General features: G+C 60.9%; 14 protein-coding genes. 8 read left to right on the forward strand and 6 right to left on the reverse strand.

Features of this window, described 5'->3' with window-relative positions:
* Positions 1-194 precede the first annotated feature (194 nt).
* Positions 195-1,256, forward strand: a complete 1,062-nt coding sequence (locus HK20_RS01335) for a DUF2125 domain-containing protein (RefSeq protein WP_086645290.1) — start codon at positions 195-197, stop codon at positions 1,254-1,256.
* Positions 1,257-1,268: 12 nt separating this feature from the next.
* On the opposite strand, the gene gloB is transcribed toward HK20_RS01335, so the two are convergent.
* On the reverse strand, positions 1,269-1,994 hold the full coding sequence (gloB, locus tag HK20_RS01340; protein WP_086645391.1) for a hydroxyacylglutathione hydrolase: 726 nt from the start codon (positions 1,992-1,994) through the stop codon (positions 1,269-1,271).
* 62 nt (positions 1,995-2,056) lie between these two features.
* Between gloB and HK20_RS01345 the strand changes: the two genes are divergently transcribed.
* The 7 genes from HK20_RS01345 to HK20_RS01375 all read left to right on the forward strand — a co-directional run bounded on the left by HK20_RS01345 (position 2,057) and on the right by HK20_RS01375 (position 9,370).
* On the forward strand, positions 2,057-2,806 hold the full coding sequence (locus tag HK20_RS01345) for a methyltransferase domain-containing protein (RefSeq protein ID WP_086645291.1): 750 nt from the start codon (positions 2,057-2,059) through the stop codon (positions 2,804-2,806).
* Between the two features lie 79 nt (positions 2,807-2,885).
* Positions 2,886-4,619: a hypothetical protein gene (locus HK20_RS01350; RefSeq protein WP_233129030.1), complete on the forward strand. Its 1,734-nt coding sequence runs from the start codon at positions 2,886-2,888 to the stop codon at positions 4,617-4,619.
* Positions 4,616-5,629: a hypothetical protein gene (locus tag HK20_RS01355; RefSeq protein ID WP_086645292.1), complete on the forward strand. Its 1,014-nt coding sequence runs from the start codon at positions 4,616-4,618 to the stop codon at positions 5,627-5,629. The genes HK20_RS01350 and HK20_RS01355 overlap by 4 nt, the downstream gene beginning before the upstream one ends.
* Positions 5,626-6,210 carry a hypothetical protein gene (locus tag HK20_RS01360; protein ID WP_086645293.1) on the forward strand — a complete coding sequence of 195 codons (585 nt, stop codon included), beginning with the start codon at positions 5,626-5,628 and terminating at the stop codon, positions 6,208-6,210. The genes HK20_RS01355 and HK20_RS01360 overlap by 4 nt, the downstream gene beginning before the upstream one ends.
* Positions 6,207-7,340 (forward strand): hypothetical protein, encoded by a 1,134-nt coding sequence (locus HK20_RS01365; RefSeq protein ID WP_086645294.1) that lies wholly within the window; start codon positions 6,207-6,209, stop codon positions 7,338-7,340. The genes HK20_RS01360 and HK20_RS01365 overlap by 4 nt, the downstream gene beginning before the upstream one ends.
* Positions 7,340-8,836, forward strand: coding sequence for an NADH-quinone oxidoreductase subunit D (locus HK20_RS01370; RefSeq protein ID WP_086645295.1), 1,497 nt, complete (start codon positions 7,340-7,342; stop codon positions 8,834-8,836). The genes HK20_RS01365 and HK20_RS01370 overlap by 1 nt, the downstream gene beginning before the upstream one ends.
* A gap of 36 nt (positions 8,837-8,872) precedes the next feature.
* Positions 8,873-9,370: an NADH-quinone oxidoreductase subunit B family protein gene (locus HK20_RS01375; RefSeq protein ID WP_086645296.1), complete on the forward strand. Its 498-nt coding sequence runs from the start codon at positions 8,873-8,875 to the stop codon at positions 9,368-9,370.
* Here HK20_RS01375 and HK20_RS01380 read toward each other — a convergent pair.
* The 5 genes from HK20_RS01380 to HK20_RS01400 form a co-directional block, all read right to left on the reverse strand.
* Positions 9,359-10,249, reverse strand: coding sequence for a phosphatidylcholine/phosphatidylserine synthase (locus HK20_RS01380; protein WP_086645297.1), 891 nt, complete (start codon positions 10,247-10,249; stop codon positions 9,359-9,361). The genes HK20_RS01375 and HK20_RS01380 overlap by 12 nt on opposite strands.
* 7 nt (positions 10,250-10,256) lie before the next feature.
* Positions 10,257-10,946: a phosphatidylserine decarboxylase gene (locus HK20_RS01385; RefSeq protein ID WP_086645298.1), complete on the reverse strand. Its 690-nt coding sequence runs from the start codon at positions 10,944-10,946 to the stop codon at positions 10,257-10,259.
* A 92-nt stretch (positions 10,947-11,038) separates the two neighbouring features.
* A complete protein-coding gene (gene alaS / locus HK20_RS01390) occupies positions 11,039-13,684 on the reverse strand; it encodes an alanine--tRNA ligase (RefSeq protein WP_086645299.1) in 2,646 nt (881 codons plus the stop codon).
* Between the two features lie 153 nt (positions 13,685-13,837).
* Complete coding sequence (locus tag HK20_RS01395; RefSeq protein ID WP_086645300.1) at positions 13,838-14,335, reverse strand: GtrA family protein; 498 nt, start codon at positions 14,333-14,335, stop codon at positions 13,838-13,840.
* Positions 14,336-14,915: 580 nt separating this feature from the next.
* On the reverse strand, positions 14,916-16,013 hold the full coding sequence (locus HK20_RS01400; RefSeq protein WP_086645301.1) for an OmpA family protein: 1,098 nt from the start codon (positions 16,011-16,013) through the stop codon (positions 14,916-14,918).
* Between the last annotated feature and the right edge of the window lie 181 nt (positions 16,014-16,194).

A 16,194-nucleotide genomic window follows, 5' to 3' on the forward strand; every position in this document is an offset into this window, starting at 1 on the left:
GGGTCCGTATGGATTTTTGTTAAAAAAATCCATTGCCTGCAAAGGGATTTTTAAGCCTCATGTATTCAGTGCATTTGCTGTGGAATTGGGTGGAGGCATAGGCTAGGTTGCCGCAGGGCAAGGCGCTGCCGGGAAGGAAGTCAGGCTGTGGATAATTTTACGCGGCAGGCGGAAGACAGCCATTTGAGGTGGGGATGACACGCTTTGTAAAAACGGCTCTTGTAACGCTGGCCGCTGGTGTTGTGCTGCTTGGTGGCGGAGCTGGCGCGTTCCGCTGGAAGAGCCAGCAGTATCTGGACCAGCTTGTTACGCACCCTGCCGGGCTGTGCCAGATAACCTATCAGGGCAGGCAGCACACGGGGGGGCTGTTCCGGGCCGGTCTGGCATTGCAGGGCGTGCGTGTAGCCTGCACCCCCATCACGCATGGCGGGCCAGCCAGAGGGGCGGTGGAATACGCGGTCAGCCGTGTCTGGCTGGAGGTGGTGCCGTGGCACCCCTTGCAGGTGCATATGCGCTTGGACGGACCGCAGTCCTTTGCCGTGCCGTATGAACATGATGGCGTGGAGGATACACGTGCATTTGTGCTTGAAGGCAGCCCGGTAGATGTATTCTGGCCCGCGCGCTCCCGGCCTGCCGGTCGTGCTGCGTTTACCGCTCCGTTTGTGCATGTGCGTGCATCGGGCGTGAGCATGACCAACGTGCAGGGCGAATGGTTGTGGAACACACAGGCTACGTTTCAGGCCAGCGTGCTAGGCCTTTCCTTGTCGGTGGAGCAGATGACTGTCCCTGCCTGGCCGCAATACCTGCAAAACGTCAAAGCCGCTTTTTCCATGCCCGGCCCGTATGAGCGCCTGCGCGTGCTGGAACAGGAGGAGGAGAGCGGGCAGGCCATCTGGCCCGAACTGCTCGTGCAAAAAGCCTCGGCGGACTGGAATGGCCTCAAACTGGGTGTGACTGGCCATGTGCGGGGTGGGCATGCCACAGCCATGACCGGTGATTTCTGGCTGACAGTCAGGGACTGGAAGCCTTTTGTGGAGCGCCTGCAACCTGAAAAAATCCTCCCCCCTGAGCAGGCAGCGGTTTTTAAAGCCACATTGGAAGATATGATTGCCCGGGGGGACCGGTCAGGCGGCAAACTCGTTCTCTCGCTCTCCGCACGCAATGGCTATGTGTATATGGGGGCTGTGCCGCTGGGGCAGATTTTGCCAGTTGTAAGGCTGATGCAACCCCAACAGGGCACGCAGGCTACGCAGTAGTGTCGTGGGTGGTCAGAACGTGTCTTTACGTTTGCGCAGGCTGGCCAGCGTTTGCGCATCGGGTGCGCGTAGGAACGGGTTTGTCGCGCGCTCAAGCCCAAGGGGAGAGGGCACGGTGGGCAATCCCTTGTCACGCAGGGCGCGTACTTCCTGCGCGCGTGCTGCTAAGGCGGGGTTTTTGGGGTCCACGCTCAGGGCAAAAAGGGCGTTGGAGAGCGTATATTCATGCCCGCAGCAGATGAGGGTCTGCTCTGGCAGGGCGCGTAACCTGCTCAGGCTTGTAAACATCTGCTGTGCTGTGCCTTCAAACAGGCGGCCACAGCCTAGGCTGAACAGCGTATCGCCACAGAACAGGGCCGGGGGCTGGTCAAAGTAATAGGCAATATGGCCCAGCGTATGGCCCGGCATGGCAAGAACCTGCCCGGCGCTCTGGCCTATTTCCAGCCTGTCATTGTCATGCAGGGGCAGGTCCAGTGCTGGCATGCGGTGCTGTTCGGCCGCGGGGCCAGCCACCTTGGCATGGTAGCGGGTGCGCAGGGTATCAGTGCCGCCAATATGGTCGTGGTGGTGGTGGGTGAGTAAAATAAAATCCAGCCTGTTCCCATCCTCAGCCAGTGCGCGTTCTATGGGGGCGGCCTCGCCGGGGTCCACAATGGCAGTTGTGCCTGTTGCTTCATCCCGCAGGAGCCAGGCGTAATTATCGTTCAGGACCGGAATGGCGCGAATGGTAAGGGGCATGGGGCCTCCTGCTGCTGGCTGGGTCATGGCTTTGGCGGGCCAATATATGATAGGCATGAACCATGCAAAATGCCATGCCGCGCGAAGAATGCTTTTACGGGACTCCACCGGGCAGAGTGTGTGTCAGCCTGCTGGGCGAGCGCATGCGGTGGTTCTGGCCGGAGCTTAAAAACCAGTCTGTTCTGGGGTTGGGCGGGGCAGTTCCTTACCTGCACGCACTGGGCGATGCATCCACCCTGCGCATAGGGGCCAGTTTTGGGGGCGCGCAGGGCGATATGGTTTTGCAGCCCGGTCCGTGTTGTGTGGTGGATCCTGCGAGCCTTCCATTTGAAGCGCAGAGGTTTGACCGCATTGTGCTTGTGCATGCCCTGCAAGGGCGTGAAAACCCGCTGACCGTGCTGCGCTCCGCAGCGCGCGCGCTCAAGGATGACGGGCGCCTGCTTATGGTGGTGCCCAGTCGGCTGGGTGGGCGGGCAAGGCTGCGGCGTACTCCGTTTGCGCGGGATGCCTCCTTTACGCGGCCCAAGCTGCGGCAGTTGCTGGCAGCAGCCATGCTGCGGGCCGAACAGTGGGATGAGGCCGTATTCCTGCCCGCAAGTCAGGCCTGCCGCACGCTTAGGCGTGGTCGGCGGATGGATATTGCAGGCAAGGTGCTCTGCCCCGGTGGCGGAAGCCTTATTCTGGTAGAAGCCGTGCCGGAAATGTATTCTGCTCTTTCTTTGCCCGTGCAGCACAAAAAGGGGTGGCTTGCGCGTATGCGCATGCCCTCGGCTGGCATGGCCGGAGCGCCCAGAGCGGGAAAAACACCCTAGCCCGCACTGGGCACGGTTGAACGCATTGTATTCAGCCTGCACTCATGGTGTTATCCGCCGGTTTTCGTGTTCATAGGTTTTGGGGCTGGGTTCCATTCTTCTCTCTAGTGTTCTTTGTGGTCTGCTTCTGGTGCTGGTGGCACTGGGTGCTGTTGCTGCGCTGCCGGATAAAATCCTGCGTGGCATGGCATTCTGGCGGACAGAAATACTGGCGGTACTCTGGGCCATTGCCGGTGTAACAGCCCTGACCGGTGCCGCCTTCCGTGTGGAAGGGGAGTTGGGGTGGTTCCCCGTATTTGGGGCGGATGGGCCATCTTTGCCCATGCTGGCCATTCTGGCCTGTGTGGGGGCGCTGGTTGGCCGGGGGCGTGCTGGTGTGGCCTGCGTGCTGGCCTGTCTGGGGGTTCTGGCCCTTTCACCTCTGGTGTTTGGCCTGTTTACGGGTACGGCCCTTGTGCTGCTGGCTGGGCATGGCAAGCGCGGGCTGTGCCTGCCTTTTGCCGTGCTGCCTGCCTGTATTCCCGCCGATAGCAGCCTGTCTGTGCCGCTGCTGGGGGTTATGGTTCTGCTTGTCGGGTGGGCCATTGCCGTGCAGCGGGGGCCGTTGGGGGTGCTGCCTGCCTGTATTGGCCTGTTTTTGCTTGGGCGTTTGCTGGCCGAAGTGGGGGAGTTGCCCCTGCTGTCGCAAGGGGTGCTGCTGGCGTGTGGGGGTGTGGTTGCGTGTGCAGGGCTTGCGCAGGCCATGCGCGGCCAGCAGGCCACGGCCCTTGTGGCAGGGCTGGCGGCCTGCTGGTACGGTATGCTCGTGCTGGCCCTTGTGCTGGCGCTATCCTCCCCTCTGGGGGGGGCGGATACGTTTCGTACAACCGTGGTGCTGGGCATGGGCGCCCCTGTTGTGGCGCTGCTGGGCATGCTCTGGGTAGCCCAGCGGAGTGACGCAGGTGAGGGCGGTATATTGCACACCCGTGCGGCGCGGTGCCTGCTGTGTGTGGTGCTGGCCCAGTGCTCGGTTCTGCCACCCTGTGGTGGTTTTGCGGTCCTGTGGGCGGCTCTGGCGGGGGGCAGTTACTCGGTCGAGGCCACGCAGCCGGTCATGGCGCTCCTGGCGGTTATGCTGGTGGTGTTTTTTGTCGCCCTTGGAGTGGTGTTGAGTGCTGCTCTGGTGCGTGCGGGCCTGCTGCTTCTGTCTGCCCCACAGGGGAAGGCGGATGCCCCCGCTGCCATGGTTCTGCCTTTGTGGGTATGCGCGGTACTGAGCAGTGTTCTGGCCTTTGTGCCGGGAACCTGGCTGTTTGTGGCAGACCATCTGGTGGTGGGGCCGCCTTTGCTACCCATAACATGGCAGGACATGACAACAGTGCATTTTGCAGGGCACGCCGCCCGCCTGACGCCACTGCTGGTTTTGCTGGGGCTGGCACTGGTGCTGCTTGCCACGGCTCTGTTGGTCCGGGTGTTTGGTTTTATGCCATTTGCCCCGGCTCTGCGGCAGGTTACAGCATGGCGGCAGGGTGCTCCGGTGTATGAAATTCCTCCAGACCGGAATGGCCCCGCACCTGTAGCGGAGGGGGGCTCTTGTGGGGGGCTGTTGCCTTTGTGGCCAGCGTGGCGCGGGTTTTTTACCACGCCTGCGGCCGTTACGGCCCTGCGCGTACCGGGGGCAAGGGGTATTCTGCCACGCCGGGGAAAAGTTTTCTGGCGTTATGCACGGCGTTGCCTGTTTGTGGCCATAAGCTGGTGCGAAGCGCAGGGAATGGTTCTTATCCTGCTCCTTATGGGGGCAGGGCTGCTGGCCGGGCTGTTTGTGGGCAAATGACACATTCCATTCCCTGGGGCTGGGTCCTCCTCTTTTTGCCGCTTCTGGGCCTGCAAACACTGGCAATGGTGTTTGCAGCACCCTGGTTGAGCGGGCTTGTCGGGCGGGTGGCGGGGCGCCTGTCGGGTGTTTCGGCTTTTCCGGTTATGGGGCGGTGGCAGGATATAGGGCACCAGTTCCGCCGGCCCCGCTTGCAGCAGGAGGGCGCACAGCTGGCCAGTATTGCCTGTGCGGCGGCATTGGTGCTGGCCGTTCTGGGCTGTGCGCTGGTTCCGGCATTTACACTGGCGGTTCCCGACTTCCCTGCCCCGGGCCTGCTGTTGATCTGCTGCGTGCTGGTTATGGCGCTGGTGTGCCTGAACATTCCCTGTGTGCTGGGCGGTGGCTTGGGGGCCGTGCAGGGGGCTCGCGGCATGCTGGGGGCATTTTTGTTGCTGCCCGCGCTGGTGCCGGTTTTTCTGCTCTGTGGTGCGCGTGATTTTTCAGATTTTCTGGCCACGGTACACGGGCTTTCCCCCCTAACCGATGGCGCGCCTTTTGTGCTGGCCGGTGTGGCCCTGTTTTTAGTGCCCGCATTGGCGTGGCCTGTGCAGGATGGCCAGCTTGCCCTGCTGGCCGGGCCGGAGCGGGCTATGTGGCTCTGGGCGGCAGACTGTGTGCAAATAACATGGGTTGTGCTGGCGCTGGATACGGCATGGCCGGGCAGCCTTGCCTTGCCTGATGACGCGGGCATGGAACAGTGGCTGAGCCAGTGCATGCTCGGTTTTGGCCTGTGGGGTGCCAAGCTGCTGTTGGCTGCGGTGTTGCTTGCACTGGTCCGGCTGGTTGTGCTGCCCCCGCTACGGCGCGCGCGGGTAAGGCTGGTCAGCATCTTTTTGCTTGGAGTGCTGGCCTTGCAGGTCACCTGGTCTGTTCACCCTTTTCTGGCCGAACGGGAGGATACCAGCGTGTCTGCCGTCTTGCAGGATAATTCGCAGGCTTCCGCCGCAGGTATGGAGGATGCGCCATGACCCTTGTTGCCATTCTTGTGCCTATGGTGGCCTTGTGTGTTGTGGCGCGGGGTGTTGGTTTTCTGCTGCCCGCCGGGGTGGTGACTGCACTGGCCATGCTGGTGGATGGGCTTACTCCAGTGCAGGAGGCAGGGGCCACGTTGGCGTTGCTGTTTGCAGCCCTGCCGCCGTTTTTTTTAACCCGCTACCAGCACGATGCCACGCACGAACGCACAGGGGCCGCCGTGCCGTTTTTTGCGCTGGCTCTTATGGTTTTGCTGCTGCTGGCCTGTAACCACGCGGGGAGTACGGTTTTTCCCGCAGGGTTGTGCACCATGGTAGCCGGGCTGGTGGCCGTTGTGTGCCGCCAGAGCATGGTCTGGCAGTGGGCGGGGCTTTTAACCTGTATTGAAGGTGTTCTGCTGTCTGCCGTATTGGGCCAGCAGCCTGTGGTGCTGGGTGTGGCCGCTTTGGCCGGGGCGGTGGTGCTGCTCCTTGGGGGCATGTGCATCCACCGCATTATGCCGCGTGTTGTGCCTGTGCGTGCTGCTGGCCAGCGGGGCAGGCGCACGGAGCAGCCGGGCGGAGGTGCAGGCGCATGAGTGCTGGCATGGAAGCCACGGTTTTTCTGGCCGCACTGGCATTTGTGTGGCCCTTTATTGGTGCGCTGGTTGTGGCCGCGCTGCCTGCTCCCCATAGCCGTGAAGTCGCGGTATGGATGGCCGCCATCGGCTGCGGGCTTGCGGTTGTCGTGTTCATGTTCCCCTCGGTCGGGAATGGCGCCAGCGGGTGGGATGATGATCCGGTGCAAAGGGCCGGGCGGGTCATGCTCGCCTTCGGCCTGCTGCTGCTGGTGCTGGAAAACGGCATCCAGCCCGACCGCCTGTTGCGTAGCCTGCCGCATGTCTGCACGGCTCTGGCGGGGCTTGCGTGTGTTGCGCCTCAACCGGCTGTAGGGCTGGGTATTCTGGAGCTGGCTCTGGCGTGGGGCGTGTTTGTTTTTACGCGCCCGGCCGGGCAGGCCAAAACCGGGTGGGGGTTAATCCGCACCGGGTCGGTGGGAACGGTCCTTGTGCTGTCGGGTCTGTTATTGCCGCAGGGGAGCACGGTTTCGGGCCTGATGATGGCATGTGGCCTTGTTATTTTAACCGGGCTGGCCCCGTTTGGTCAGTTCTGGCGCGATGAGAACGATAGCTTCCTGTTCCTCCCGTTTGCAGGGGCATCCATCCTGCTGGCCATGCGGCTGCGCGGGCATGGTGGTGCTGCGTTTGAAATGGCTCTGGTGGCGGCGGGCCTTATTTCGGTCTGGTTAACGGCTGCTGCTGGCCGTGCGGGGGACAGGCAGAGGCTGTTCCGCACGTTCCCGTCTGCGCTGGCCCTTATGGCCGTTGGCGTGGAGGCGGATGTTGCGGCTTTGTTGTTCCTGTGTGGCTGGTGTCTGGCCGGGGGTAACCGCAGTGGGCGGGGCTGGGCGATTAATGTTCTGGCCTGTTTTCCCCCCGGTGCGCCGTTTGTGGGGTGCCTGCTCCTGTTGTCTGTCATGACCGACTGGGCATGGCCCGTTGCGGTGCTGACCGTGTGCGGCATTCTGGCTGCCGTGCTGCGCGCCGTGCCGGACCGGGAGGCCGCCCGCCTGTTCTGGCCAGATGACATGGCCGGGCGCGTGGCCTGCTCGGTGCTGACCGTTATGGGCTTTCTGGTGCCATTGGCCATGATGCTGGGGGCGTTCTGATGGATGTTGCCGCACTGATCTACGCAGGCGAACAGACCTCCACCCCATGGCGCTTCCGGTTGGATGAACTGGCCTGGCGCGATATGGTGGATATGCTTAAAGGGGATGATCTGCCCTTTGTCGGCCTGTGGTGCGATGGGGCGGATGTGCATGCCCTGTTCTTGCCCGATGGGCACCCACTCGCCGCAACGCTGGCGCTGGAAGGGGGGCGTTATCCTGCCCTTTCCCCCGCACGGGTTGCCGCCAGCCTGTATGAACGGGCGATCTATGACCTGTTCGGGGCAGAGGCCATGTGGGCGGTGGATGTGCGCCCCCTGCTTGACCATGATGTGTGGTCTGCCGCCCCACCGCTTTGCGCCGCACCTGGTCGGGGCGGGCAGCGCAAGGGGCTTGTGGCGTTTCAGCCATCCGATGCCATGGCGGCCGCCAAGGGGCGGGTGGAAGAACGTGGGCCTGCAACGGGCGATCTGGCCCCACCGTTTTATACGCGGCTTGTCCTGTCCGGCACATTGGTCGCCAATGCGGAAACACAGACAGGCTATGCCCACCGGGGCATTGCCGCCCGCTCACGGCATGCGCGGGTAGAGGATGTCTGCCGGTTGAGCAGCCGCGTTGCGGCGGGCAGCTCCGTGGCGCATCAGGTTGCATTCTGTCAGGCGGTGGAAAATGCCTGCAATGCGCAGGTCGGGGCCGAAGTGGCACTCCTGCGCGTAGCCTTGCTGGAAATGGAGCGCCTGTTCCAGCACCTGTACACTCTGGCCGGTATGGCGCGGCTGGCGGGTGCGCAGCTTGTGGCATCGCACTGTATGGCGCTGCGGGAAAAACTGGTGGCCGAGGCTGCTCCCATAACCGGGTCACGGTTGCTGATGGATGTTTGCATCCCCGGTGGCCTGTCCGTGCGGGACGCAACGCAGATGGGGGATCTGTGCGCCAGAGTGTACGAACAGGGGCAGAAGGCTTACCCGCAACTGGTGCTTTTATGGCGTGAATACCCCGGTCTTTCTGCCCTGCTGGGTCGTGTGGGGCGTATTCAGGCTGATGATCTGGAACGGGTCGGGCTGGATGGCCCCGTAGCCCGGGCCGCAGGCTGGGACTGTGATGGCAGACGCATTATGCCTGCATATGACGGGCTGTGGCGTTACACATCGGGCAGGCAGAACGGCACGGCGGAAGACCGCGCCCTGCTGTTGCTGGATGAGATGGAGGAAAGCCTGCGGATGCTGGACCTGGCCTCGGCCCGGATCGGGCTGAATGCGGGTGGTACGGTTCCCCTGTCCATGCAGGATGGGGAGGGCACGGGGCTGGTGGAAGGGCCATGGGGGGGCGTGCTGTACTGGGTGCGTCTGGCGCATGGCCGTGTGGCGGAAGCTTTTTGCCGCAAGCCTGAAACCTCGGCTCTGTTGGTGTTCGAGCAGGCTCTGCCCAACCATGCGGCGGAGGATGCCGCGTTGCTGGCCTGCTCACTCGGTATGAACGCAGCAGCACTCGATGGTTAAGGGAGCAGGCATGAACGGGTACAAGGCGGGGCGGTCATGGGGCTGATCCGCGCGGTCATGAATACGGTGTTCTGGAAAGAGCGGCAAAAGCGCAAGCCATTAGGTCCGCGTTGGCCCTTGCTGCTTTTTCATGTGGATACGGGTGGCTGTGGTGGCTGTGGCATGGAGCTACAGGCCATGACCTGCCTGCCGTATGACATGCAGGGGGCGGGGTTCGGGTTTGTAAACTCCCCCCGCTCGGCCGATGTGCTGCTGGTTACCGGGGCTTTAACCCGCACCATGGCGCCTGTGTTGCAGGCAGCGTGGGAGGCCATGCCAAACCCCAAAGGCATCATTAGCATTGGCAACTGCGCACTGGATGGCGGCGTATTTAGCGAAAATTATGCCGTTATGGGGGGGCTGGAGCGGCGCGTATCGATCGATCTGGCTATTACGGGTTGCCCACCCAGCCCGCAGGAAATCCTGAACGGGTTGTGCTCCCTGCTTGGGAGTGCCGCGCAGGGCGGTAAAAAGGAAACGCCCTCAGGGGGATGAGGGCGTTTCGGTATCGTCTTTATGCAGGTCTTCTGCCGCTTTTTTCAGTTTGAGAAAACTGCGGCGGCTTAAGGGGAGCAGAACCATATAGATTACGCCCGCCGCAGCCAGTGCGGCCCACGGGTCTGCCACCAGCACCACTGCGTAAATGCCGGTCCCCAGCATAAGGGGCAGCACAAACTGGGCCGGAACCTTGAAGTTTTTAAAGGACCAGACCGGAAGGGTGGAAACCAGCAGCAGGGCCGTGCTGGTCAAGGTAAAGTCCGGCAGCCATGGCAGGCGGGTCAGGTTGTAAAGCCAGTCTATGCCCAGTTTTTGCGCTTCCAGCCCCAAAAAGAGCGGGAAAAGCGCAAGCCCGGCTCCGGCGGGTGCGGGTACGCCGGTAAAGAAGTTGCTGGCATATTTGGGTTTCAGCTCTTCCCCATCCAGATTGGCGTTAAAGCGCGCCAGCCTGAGCGCCATGCAGACCGTAAAGAGCAGGCAGGGTAGAAAAGCGTAGCGGTTACTGTCCTTGATCGCCCAGAAATACAGCAGGAACGAAGGTGCTACCCCAAAGCACAGAAAGTCGGAAAGGCTGTCAAATTCCGCGCCAAAGCGTGTGGCCCCACGCAGCATGCGGGCAATACGCCCGTCCAGCCCATCAATAAAGGCGGAAATGAGCAATGCTGCCGCAGCCGCCTGAAAACGTCCTTCAATGGCAAAGCGCATGCCCATCAGGCCCGCGCAAAGCCCCAGCATTGTCAGAATGTTGGGAATCAGGCGGTTAAAGGAAGGGCCGCGGCTTTTGTTGCGCACACGCCGCTTGCGGTGGCGCGGGCGCGGCGCATCCGTTTGCTCGGTCAGGACCACTGAAGGAGGTGTTGGTGTGGGGAGTGTCACGGGCTTGTCAGAGACGCGCCATGACGGTCTCACCGCCAACCATGGTCTGACCAACAGCTACCAGCGGTTCAACACCGGGCGGCAAATACAGGTCGGTGCGTGATCCAAAGCGGATCAGGCCGAAGCGTTCGCCCGCTTCCACTTTTGTACCTTCATTGACGGAACAGACAATCCGGCGTGCAACCAGCCCTGCAATCTGCACCACGGCCAGCATGCGGCCATCTGGCAGGGTCAGGCTGAGCGCATTGCGTTCATTCTGCTCGGATGCCTTGTCCAGACTTGCGTTCAGGAACAGGCCCGGGTGGTAGGCAATACGGGTAACTGTCCCTGCTGCGGGCATACGGTTTACATGCACATCCAGAACGGACAGAAAGGTGGCAATCCGCCATACCGGGGTTTCGCCCATGCCCAGTTCCTTGGGGGGGGCAATTTTTTCAATGGACACAATATGCCCATCCGCAGGGGCCACCGCCACGTCATTACGGGCAGGTGTTACACGCTCCGGGTCCCGGAAAAAGTAGAGGCAGAAGCCAAAAAAGCCGGTGCTGGCATGGCCAAGCAGGCGCAGCTTGGGGCAGCGCAGCTTGCGGCCAAGCAGGTAGGACACAGCGGACACCGCACCCGATGCCAGCAAAAACGGGCGGGCTTCGGGGTGGGGGCGTGCAACAACAAGTTTAAGGGATGCAAGTAAAGACATAACGCAATCCTTACGCCAAAGGCGCACCAAAGGGAAGCAGCGGGACAGGGGAGTAAGGTCTGCTCCGCTGCTTCGTTTTCAGGGCGTCTGTGTCAGACGGTTTCTTTCAACACATCGCGTACGGCGGCAAAGGCCGCATCCGCTGCTGCGCCATCCGGGCCACCGGCCTGCGCCATGTCCGGGCGGCCACCGCCACCTTTGCCACCCATGGCCACGCTGGCTGCCTTGACCAGAGTCACGGCGCTGACCTTCTCGGTCAGGGCCGGGGCTACGGCCGCCACAACACTGCCTTTGCCTTCAGCGCAGGAAATCAGGACAACCACATCGGCTTCGCCTTGCTTGAGAATGGTTTCTGCCAGCCCTTTCAGCTCACGTGCGGGGGTTTCCCCCACATTGCGAGTGGCCAGACGGGCAGCCCCCACTTTTTCCACGCCAGCAGCGGCAACGCTGCCTGTTGCCATCTGGCGTTGCAGGTTGGCAATCTGGCGTTCCATGGCCTTGCGTTCTTCCAGCAGGGTAGCCAGCCGTTCGGGGGCATCGGCCACGCTCACCTTCATCATGCTGGCAAGCTGGAGCAGCCTCTGCTCGTTGGTAGCAGTCAGGGATTCGGCAGCCTTGCCTGCTACGGCTTCGATACGCCGCACACCGGCGGAAACACCGTTTTCGGCCACAATACGGAACTGCCCGATATCCCCCGTGCGGCTGACATGCGTGCCACCACACAGTTCCATGGACCACGCACCCTTGCCATCTTCAGACGGGCCCATGGCCACAACGCGCACCTCATCGCCGTATTTTTCGCCAAACAGGGCGGTTGCCCCTTCGGCAATGGCTTCTTCGGGGGTCATGGAGCGGGTGGTCACGGCTGCATTCTGGCGAATACGGTGGTTCACTTCGGCCTCAATGTCCGCCAGTTCTTCCGCCGTAATCGGGCGGGGCTGGCTGACGTCAAAGCGCAGGCGGTCGGGGGTGTTCAGGCTGCCTTTTTGTGCCACATGCGCACCAAGGCGGCGGCGCAGGGCTTCGTGCAGCAGGTGGGTGGCCGAATGGTGGGCACGTATGGCCGAACGACGGTCATGGTCCACGGTAGCCGTTACAGCCATGCCGGGCTTGAGCGTTCCTTCGGTAACCGTGCCGTAATGCACGATCAGGTCACCTGCTTTTTTCTGTGTATCGTGGATGGCGATTTTCAGCCCTTTGGCGGTCAAAAAGCCTGTATCGCCCGCCTGACCACCGCTTTCACCATAAAATGGGGTCTGGTTGAGCAGCACGGCAACTTCCTGCCCGATCGTGGCTTCCGGCAGGAACGCATTGCCGGCAACAAGAGCCAGAACCTCGCCATCAGCCTGCTCGGTGGAGTAGCCAAGGAATTCGGAAGCACCAAACTTGTCGCGGGCTTCAAACCAGATGGTTTCAACCGCTGTGTCGCCAGAACCGGTCCAGGCCGCGCGGGCACGCTGGCGCTGGATGGTCATGGCGTCATCAAAGCCTTTTACATCCACATCGTGGCCGCTGCCGCGCAGGGCGTCCTGCGTCAGATCCAGCGGAAAGCCGAATGTATCATACAGGCGGAAGGCCACATCACCGGGGAGCGGTGCGCCAGAGGCCAGCTTGCTTTTTTCGTCGTCCAGCAGGTGCAGGCCGCGGTCGAGCATGGCTTTAAAGCGTTCTTCTTCCCCACGCATGGTTTCGCGGATCAGGGCTTCCCCATGCACCAGTTCGGGGTAGGCCGAACCCATCTGCTGGATCAGGGCTGGCAGCAGCTTGTAAAAAATCGGGTCTGTGGTGCCCATCATGTGCAAATGGCGCATGGCGCGGCGCATGATCCGGCGCAGCACATAACCGCGACCATCCTTGGAGGGCAGAACACCATCGGCAATCAGGAACGCGGTGGAGCGCAGGTGGTCGGCCACAACGCGGTGGCTGGCCTTGAAGGGGCCGTCCACGGCCTGATGCGTCAGTTCCGATGATGCGTTGATGAGCGATACAAACGTGTCCGTATCGTAGTTGTCACGCTTGCCCTGCATGATGGCGGCAAAGCGTTCCAGCCCCAGACCCGTATCAATGGAAGGGCGGGGCAGGGGGGAACGTGTGCCCGGCGGGTCTTCGAAATACTGCATGAACACGAGGTTCCAGATTTCGACAAACCGATCGCCATCTTCATCGGGGGAGCCGGGGGGGCCGCCGGGAACATCGGGGCCGTGATCATAAAAAATCTCGGAGCAGGGGCCGCAGGGGCCGGTATCACCCATCCGCCAGAAGTTGTCGGAAGTGGGGATGCGGATAATGCGGCTGTCATCCAGCCCTGCAATGGAGCGCCACAGACCGGCGGCTTCTTCATCCTCGGCAAAGACGGTTACAAGCAGCTTGTCCGGGGAGATGCCAAAACCCTTGGTAATCAGGTTCCATGCCAGCTCTATGGCCTGCGGTTTGAAATAATCCCCGAAGGAAAAATTCCCCATCATTTCAAAGAACGTATGGTGCCGGGCCGTGTAGCCAACGTTATCCAGATCGTTGTGCTTGCCACCTGCGCGCACAACTTTCTGTGCGGTTGTTGCGCGGGAATAGGGGCGTGTTTCCTGCCCCGTAAACACGTTTTTGAACTGGACCATCCCCGCGTTGGTAAACAGCAGGGTTGGGTCGTTGCTCGGCACGAGGGACGAGGAGGGGACGATCTGGTGGCCCTTGCTGGCAAAATAGTCCAGAAAAGCGGTGCGGATTTCATTTGTTGTCAGCATGGCGTGAGGCAGCAAAGTCCTGAAACTGGTTGAGCGCATAAGACCCTCCCGCAGAGCGATGGACGATGCTTACGGCCGGGTGATACGCGCAGTATTCTCTTAAACCTGTGGGTAAATGTAGCGCACCCTGTGCTTCTCTGAAAGAGGGCAGGATTATGGCTCTGCGTTGTGTGTGGGGTCGGTGGGGGGGAGCTGCACTGTCATTTCTGCAAGCTCCAGTGCCGAGGCGGGTGGTTTTTCACGAAAAACCAGTTTTTGCGTCAGGTTGAAGTTGGCAAACAACCCAGCAAAACAGCCGCAGGCAAGAGCCAGAATGGGGTAATGGACGCAAAGCGGAAAGAGGTAGAACAGCGTATAGACCGTTCCGCGGTTAAGAAAAAAACCCAGACTGTTGGCGGAAAGGAATCGCAGCCATTGCAGCACCGGGTGCTCGTGGTGCCCAACGCCGCGGAATGTCCATAAACTGTTCAGAATCCAGTTGAGCGTTGCGGCAATAAAATAAGCCGCCAGCGTTGCAGCAGTTAACCCGATAACGGGGCGCAGAGCGTAAACGGAGCCTGTGTCCCACACAAAACCCAGACAGCCGACAACGCAAAATTTAAAAAAGCGCAAAAGGCGTGGGGAGAGCCTGAACGGAAGAACTGAACGCATCCCCTGCAAAAGTCAGAAAAAAATGCTCAGGGCAAGATATAAAAACGGAGCCGCCCGGGCCTCGCTGTATCCTGTTCAGGAATCTTCCAAGTGGGCGTGGCATGGCTTGGGTATGAACTGCTCCTGTTATGCTGCGCGCTTGCTCTGCTTATGTCTGGTGTATTGCGGCGTGAGCAGGAAGGGTGTGATGTATATGCAACAGGGAGCGGTGGTGCATGGCGGCGTGCTCGAGCCCGGAGAGTAGGCCGCTGCCTGTACAGCACTATGTTTGAAAATACTTGACAGGTAAGACTATCGGGGCGGACGCATTCGCGTAACCGACTGAAAGCATGTATTTTTTTCAAATGGGTAATCAGGGGTATGAACCGCCTGATCTGCTTTTTCAAGAACACGCATGCAGGGTATTCAATCATGCGGCTGAACTGTTCTTGGCAATCAGCAGTAATGCAAAAAGGCGCTGAGGATAAGGTTCCGTAAAAAAAGACAAATATGCAGGGCCGCTCTCCAGTGAGCAGACATAAAAAAAGAGGCACCCGAAGGTGCCTCCCTTTTTGTTCCGAGGTAACCCGGAGCAGACCGATTAGTGGAGGATGATTTCCACGCGGCGGTTCTGCGGTTCGCGGGTGTTCGGGCCGGTCGGCACCAGCGGATGGGCTTCGCCATAACCGTGGATGTCGATAGCAGCAGCCGGAACGCCGTCATGAACCAGCTCAGCCTTCACGCTTTCAGCACGATGCAGGGACAGGCCCAGATTGTACTTTTCGCCGCGCGGGCCGGGGTGAGCTGCGGAGTTATCGGTGTAACCGTTAACTTCGATGCGGGTGGTCTGAACGTGGGTGGAAGCCTGAGCAGCTTCAGCCACGATCTGACGAGCGCGTGCGCTCAGGACAGACTTATCCCAGTCGAAGAACACGAGGTAGGAGCGTGCCGGCAGCGGAGCCGGAGCAGCAACGATCGGAGCAGCCGGCGGCGGGGGCGGCGGAGCCGTGTCGAACGCATAACGCAGGCCAACCATGAACAGGTGGTTGAAGCGATGGTCAACGCTGGTGCGGTCCGTACCAGCGTTAGCGTCATAGAACTGACCGTTACGGAAGGAGCCGGGCTGACCGATCATACGGTACTGCGCGGTCACCTGGAAGCCAGGGATACCCGTATCGAATGCTGCACCGACGATGGCCTGGTAAGCAAAGCCACCCTTCGTGCCACGGTAACCAGCAGCAGTTTCGCCACCACCGGTAAAGCTGTGATGTTCCTGCGTCCACAGGTAACCAGCACCAGCACCGATGAAGGGGGTCACCGGAACATTGTTAATGCCGAACTTGGTCAGGTCGAAGTCGTACAGGGCGTTAATAAAACCGCCGTAGGACGAATCTTTACCTTTGTTGCGGGCACCATCGCCAAAGGAGCCGCTCAGGTTGGAGCGGAGGTAGGTACCTTCGACTTCAGCGCGCAGACCGTTACCAAAGCCCCAGCCAACAGAACCGTAACCGGTCCAGCCGCTCTTGTGGCCGACTTTACCGGAGTAACCGTCTGTACCTTTGGTTTTGAACGTCTGGGTCTGGGTCAGGTCGTAGCCGCCGCCAAGGTCGACATACGGGCCGGTGATGGTGGTGGCGGATGCGGCCGCCGGAGCCGCTGCCATCAGGGTTGTTGCGAGTAACGCCGTGCGGAGACGCATTTTTTGCCCTCAATATTTCATCTAGGTAAGCCTGTTCTACCAATTACTGGCGTAACTGACCACCCGATGCACCAAAAATTCGTATAAAGCGGTCACCACCCATTCGGGAAAGCGACGTTTCATACTCTTGTCGACTAAAAGACACAGCAGTGCTTTCGTTGCAACAGCTCATTTTGCAGCA

The sequence above is a fragment of the Acetobacter sp. DsW_54 genome (genome assembly GCF_002153575.1).
Lineage (GTDB): Bacteria > Pseudomonadota > Alphaproteobacteria > Acetobacterales > Acetobacteraceae > Acetobacter > Acetobacter fabarum.

Excerpts from the sequence above, each read along its gene's own strand:
- HK20_RS01335 (WP_086645290.1), top strand. The coding sequence starts at position 195 with ATGACACGCTTTGTAAAAACGGCTCTTGTAACGCTGGCCGCTGGTGTT.
- gloB (WP_086645391.1), bottom strand. The coding sequence starts at position 1,994 with ATGCCCCTTACCATTCGCGCCATTCCGGTCCTGAACGATAATTACGCC.
- HK20_RS01345 (WP_086645291.1), top strand. The coding sequence starts at position 2,057 with ATGCAAAATGCCATGCCGCGCGAAGAATGCTTTTACGGGACTCCACCG.
- HK20_RS01355 (WP_086645292.1), top strand. The coding sequence starts at position 4,616 with ATGACACATTCCATTCCCTGGGGCTGGGTCCTCCTCTTTTTGCCGCTT.
- HK20_RS01360 (WP_086645293.1), top strand. The coding sequence starts at position 5,626 with ATGACCCTTGTTGCCATTCTTGTGCCTATGGTGGCCTTGTGTGTTGTG.
- HK20_RS01365 (WP_086645294.1), top strand. The coding sequence starts at position 6,207 with ATGAGTGCTGGCATGGAAGCCACGGTTTTTCTGGCCGCACTGGCATTT.
- HK20_RS01370 (WP_086645295.1), top strand. The coding sequence starts at position 7,340 with ATGGATGTTGCCGCACTGATCTACGCAGGCGAACAGACCTCCACCCCA.
- HK20_RS01375 (WP_086645296.1), top strand. The coding sequence starts at position 8,873 with ATGGGGCTGATCCGCGCGGTCATGAATACGGTGTTCTGGAAAGAGCGG.
- HK20_RS01385 (WP_086645298.1), bottom strand. The coding sequence starts at position 10,946 with ATGTCTTTACTTGCATCCCTTAAACTTGTTGTTGCACGCCCCCACCCC.
- alaS (WP_086645299.1), bottom strand. The coding sequence starts at position 13,684 with ATGCTGACAACAAATGAAATCCGCACCGCTTTTCTGGACTATTTTGCC.
- HK20_RS01395 (WP_086645300.1), bottom strand. The coding sequence starts at position 14,335 with ATGCGTTCAGTTCTTCCGTTCAGGCTCTCCCCACGCCTTTTGCGCTTT.
- HK20_RS01400 (WP_086645301.1), bottom strand. The coding sequence starts at position 16,013 with ATGCGTCTCCGCACGGCGTTACTCGCAACAACCCTGATGGCAGCGGCT.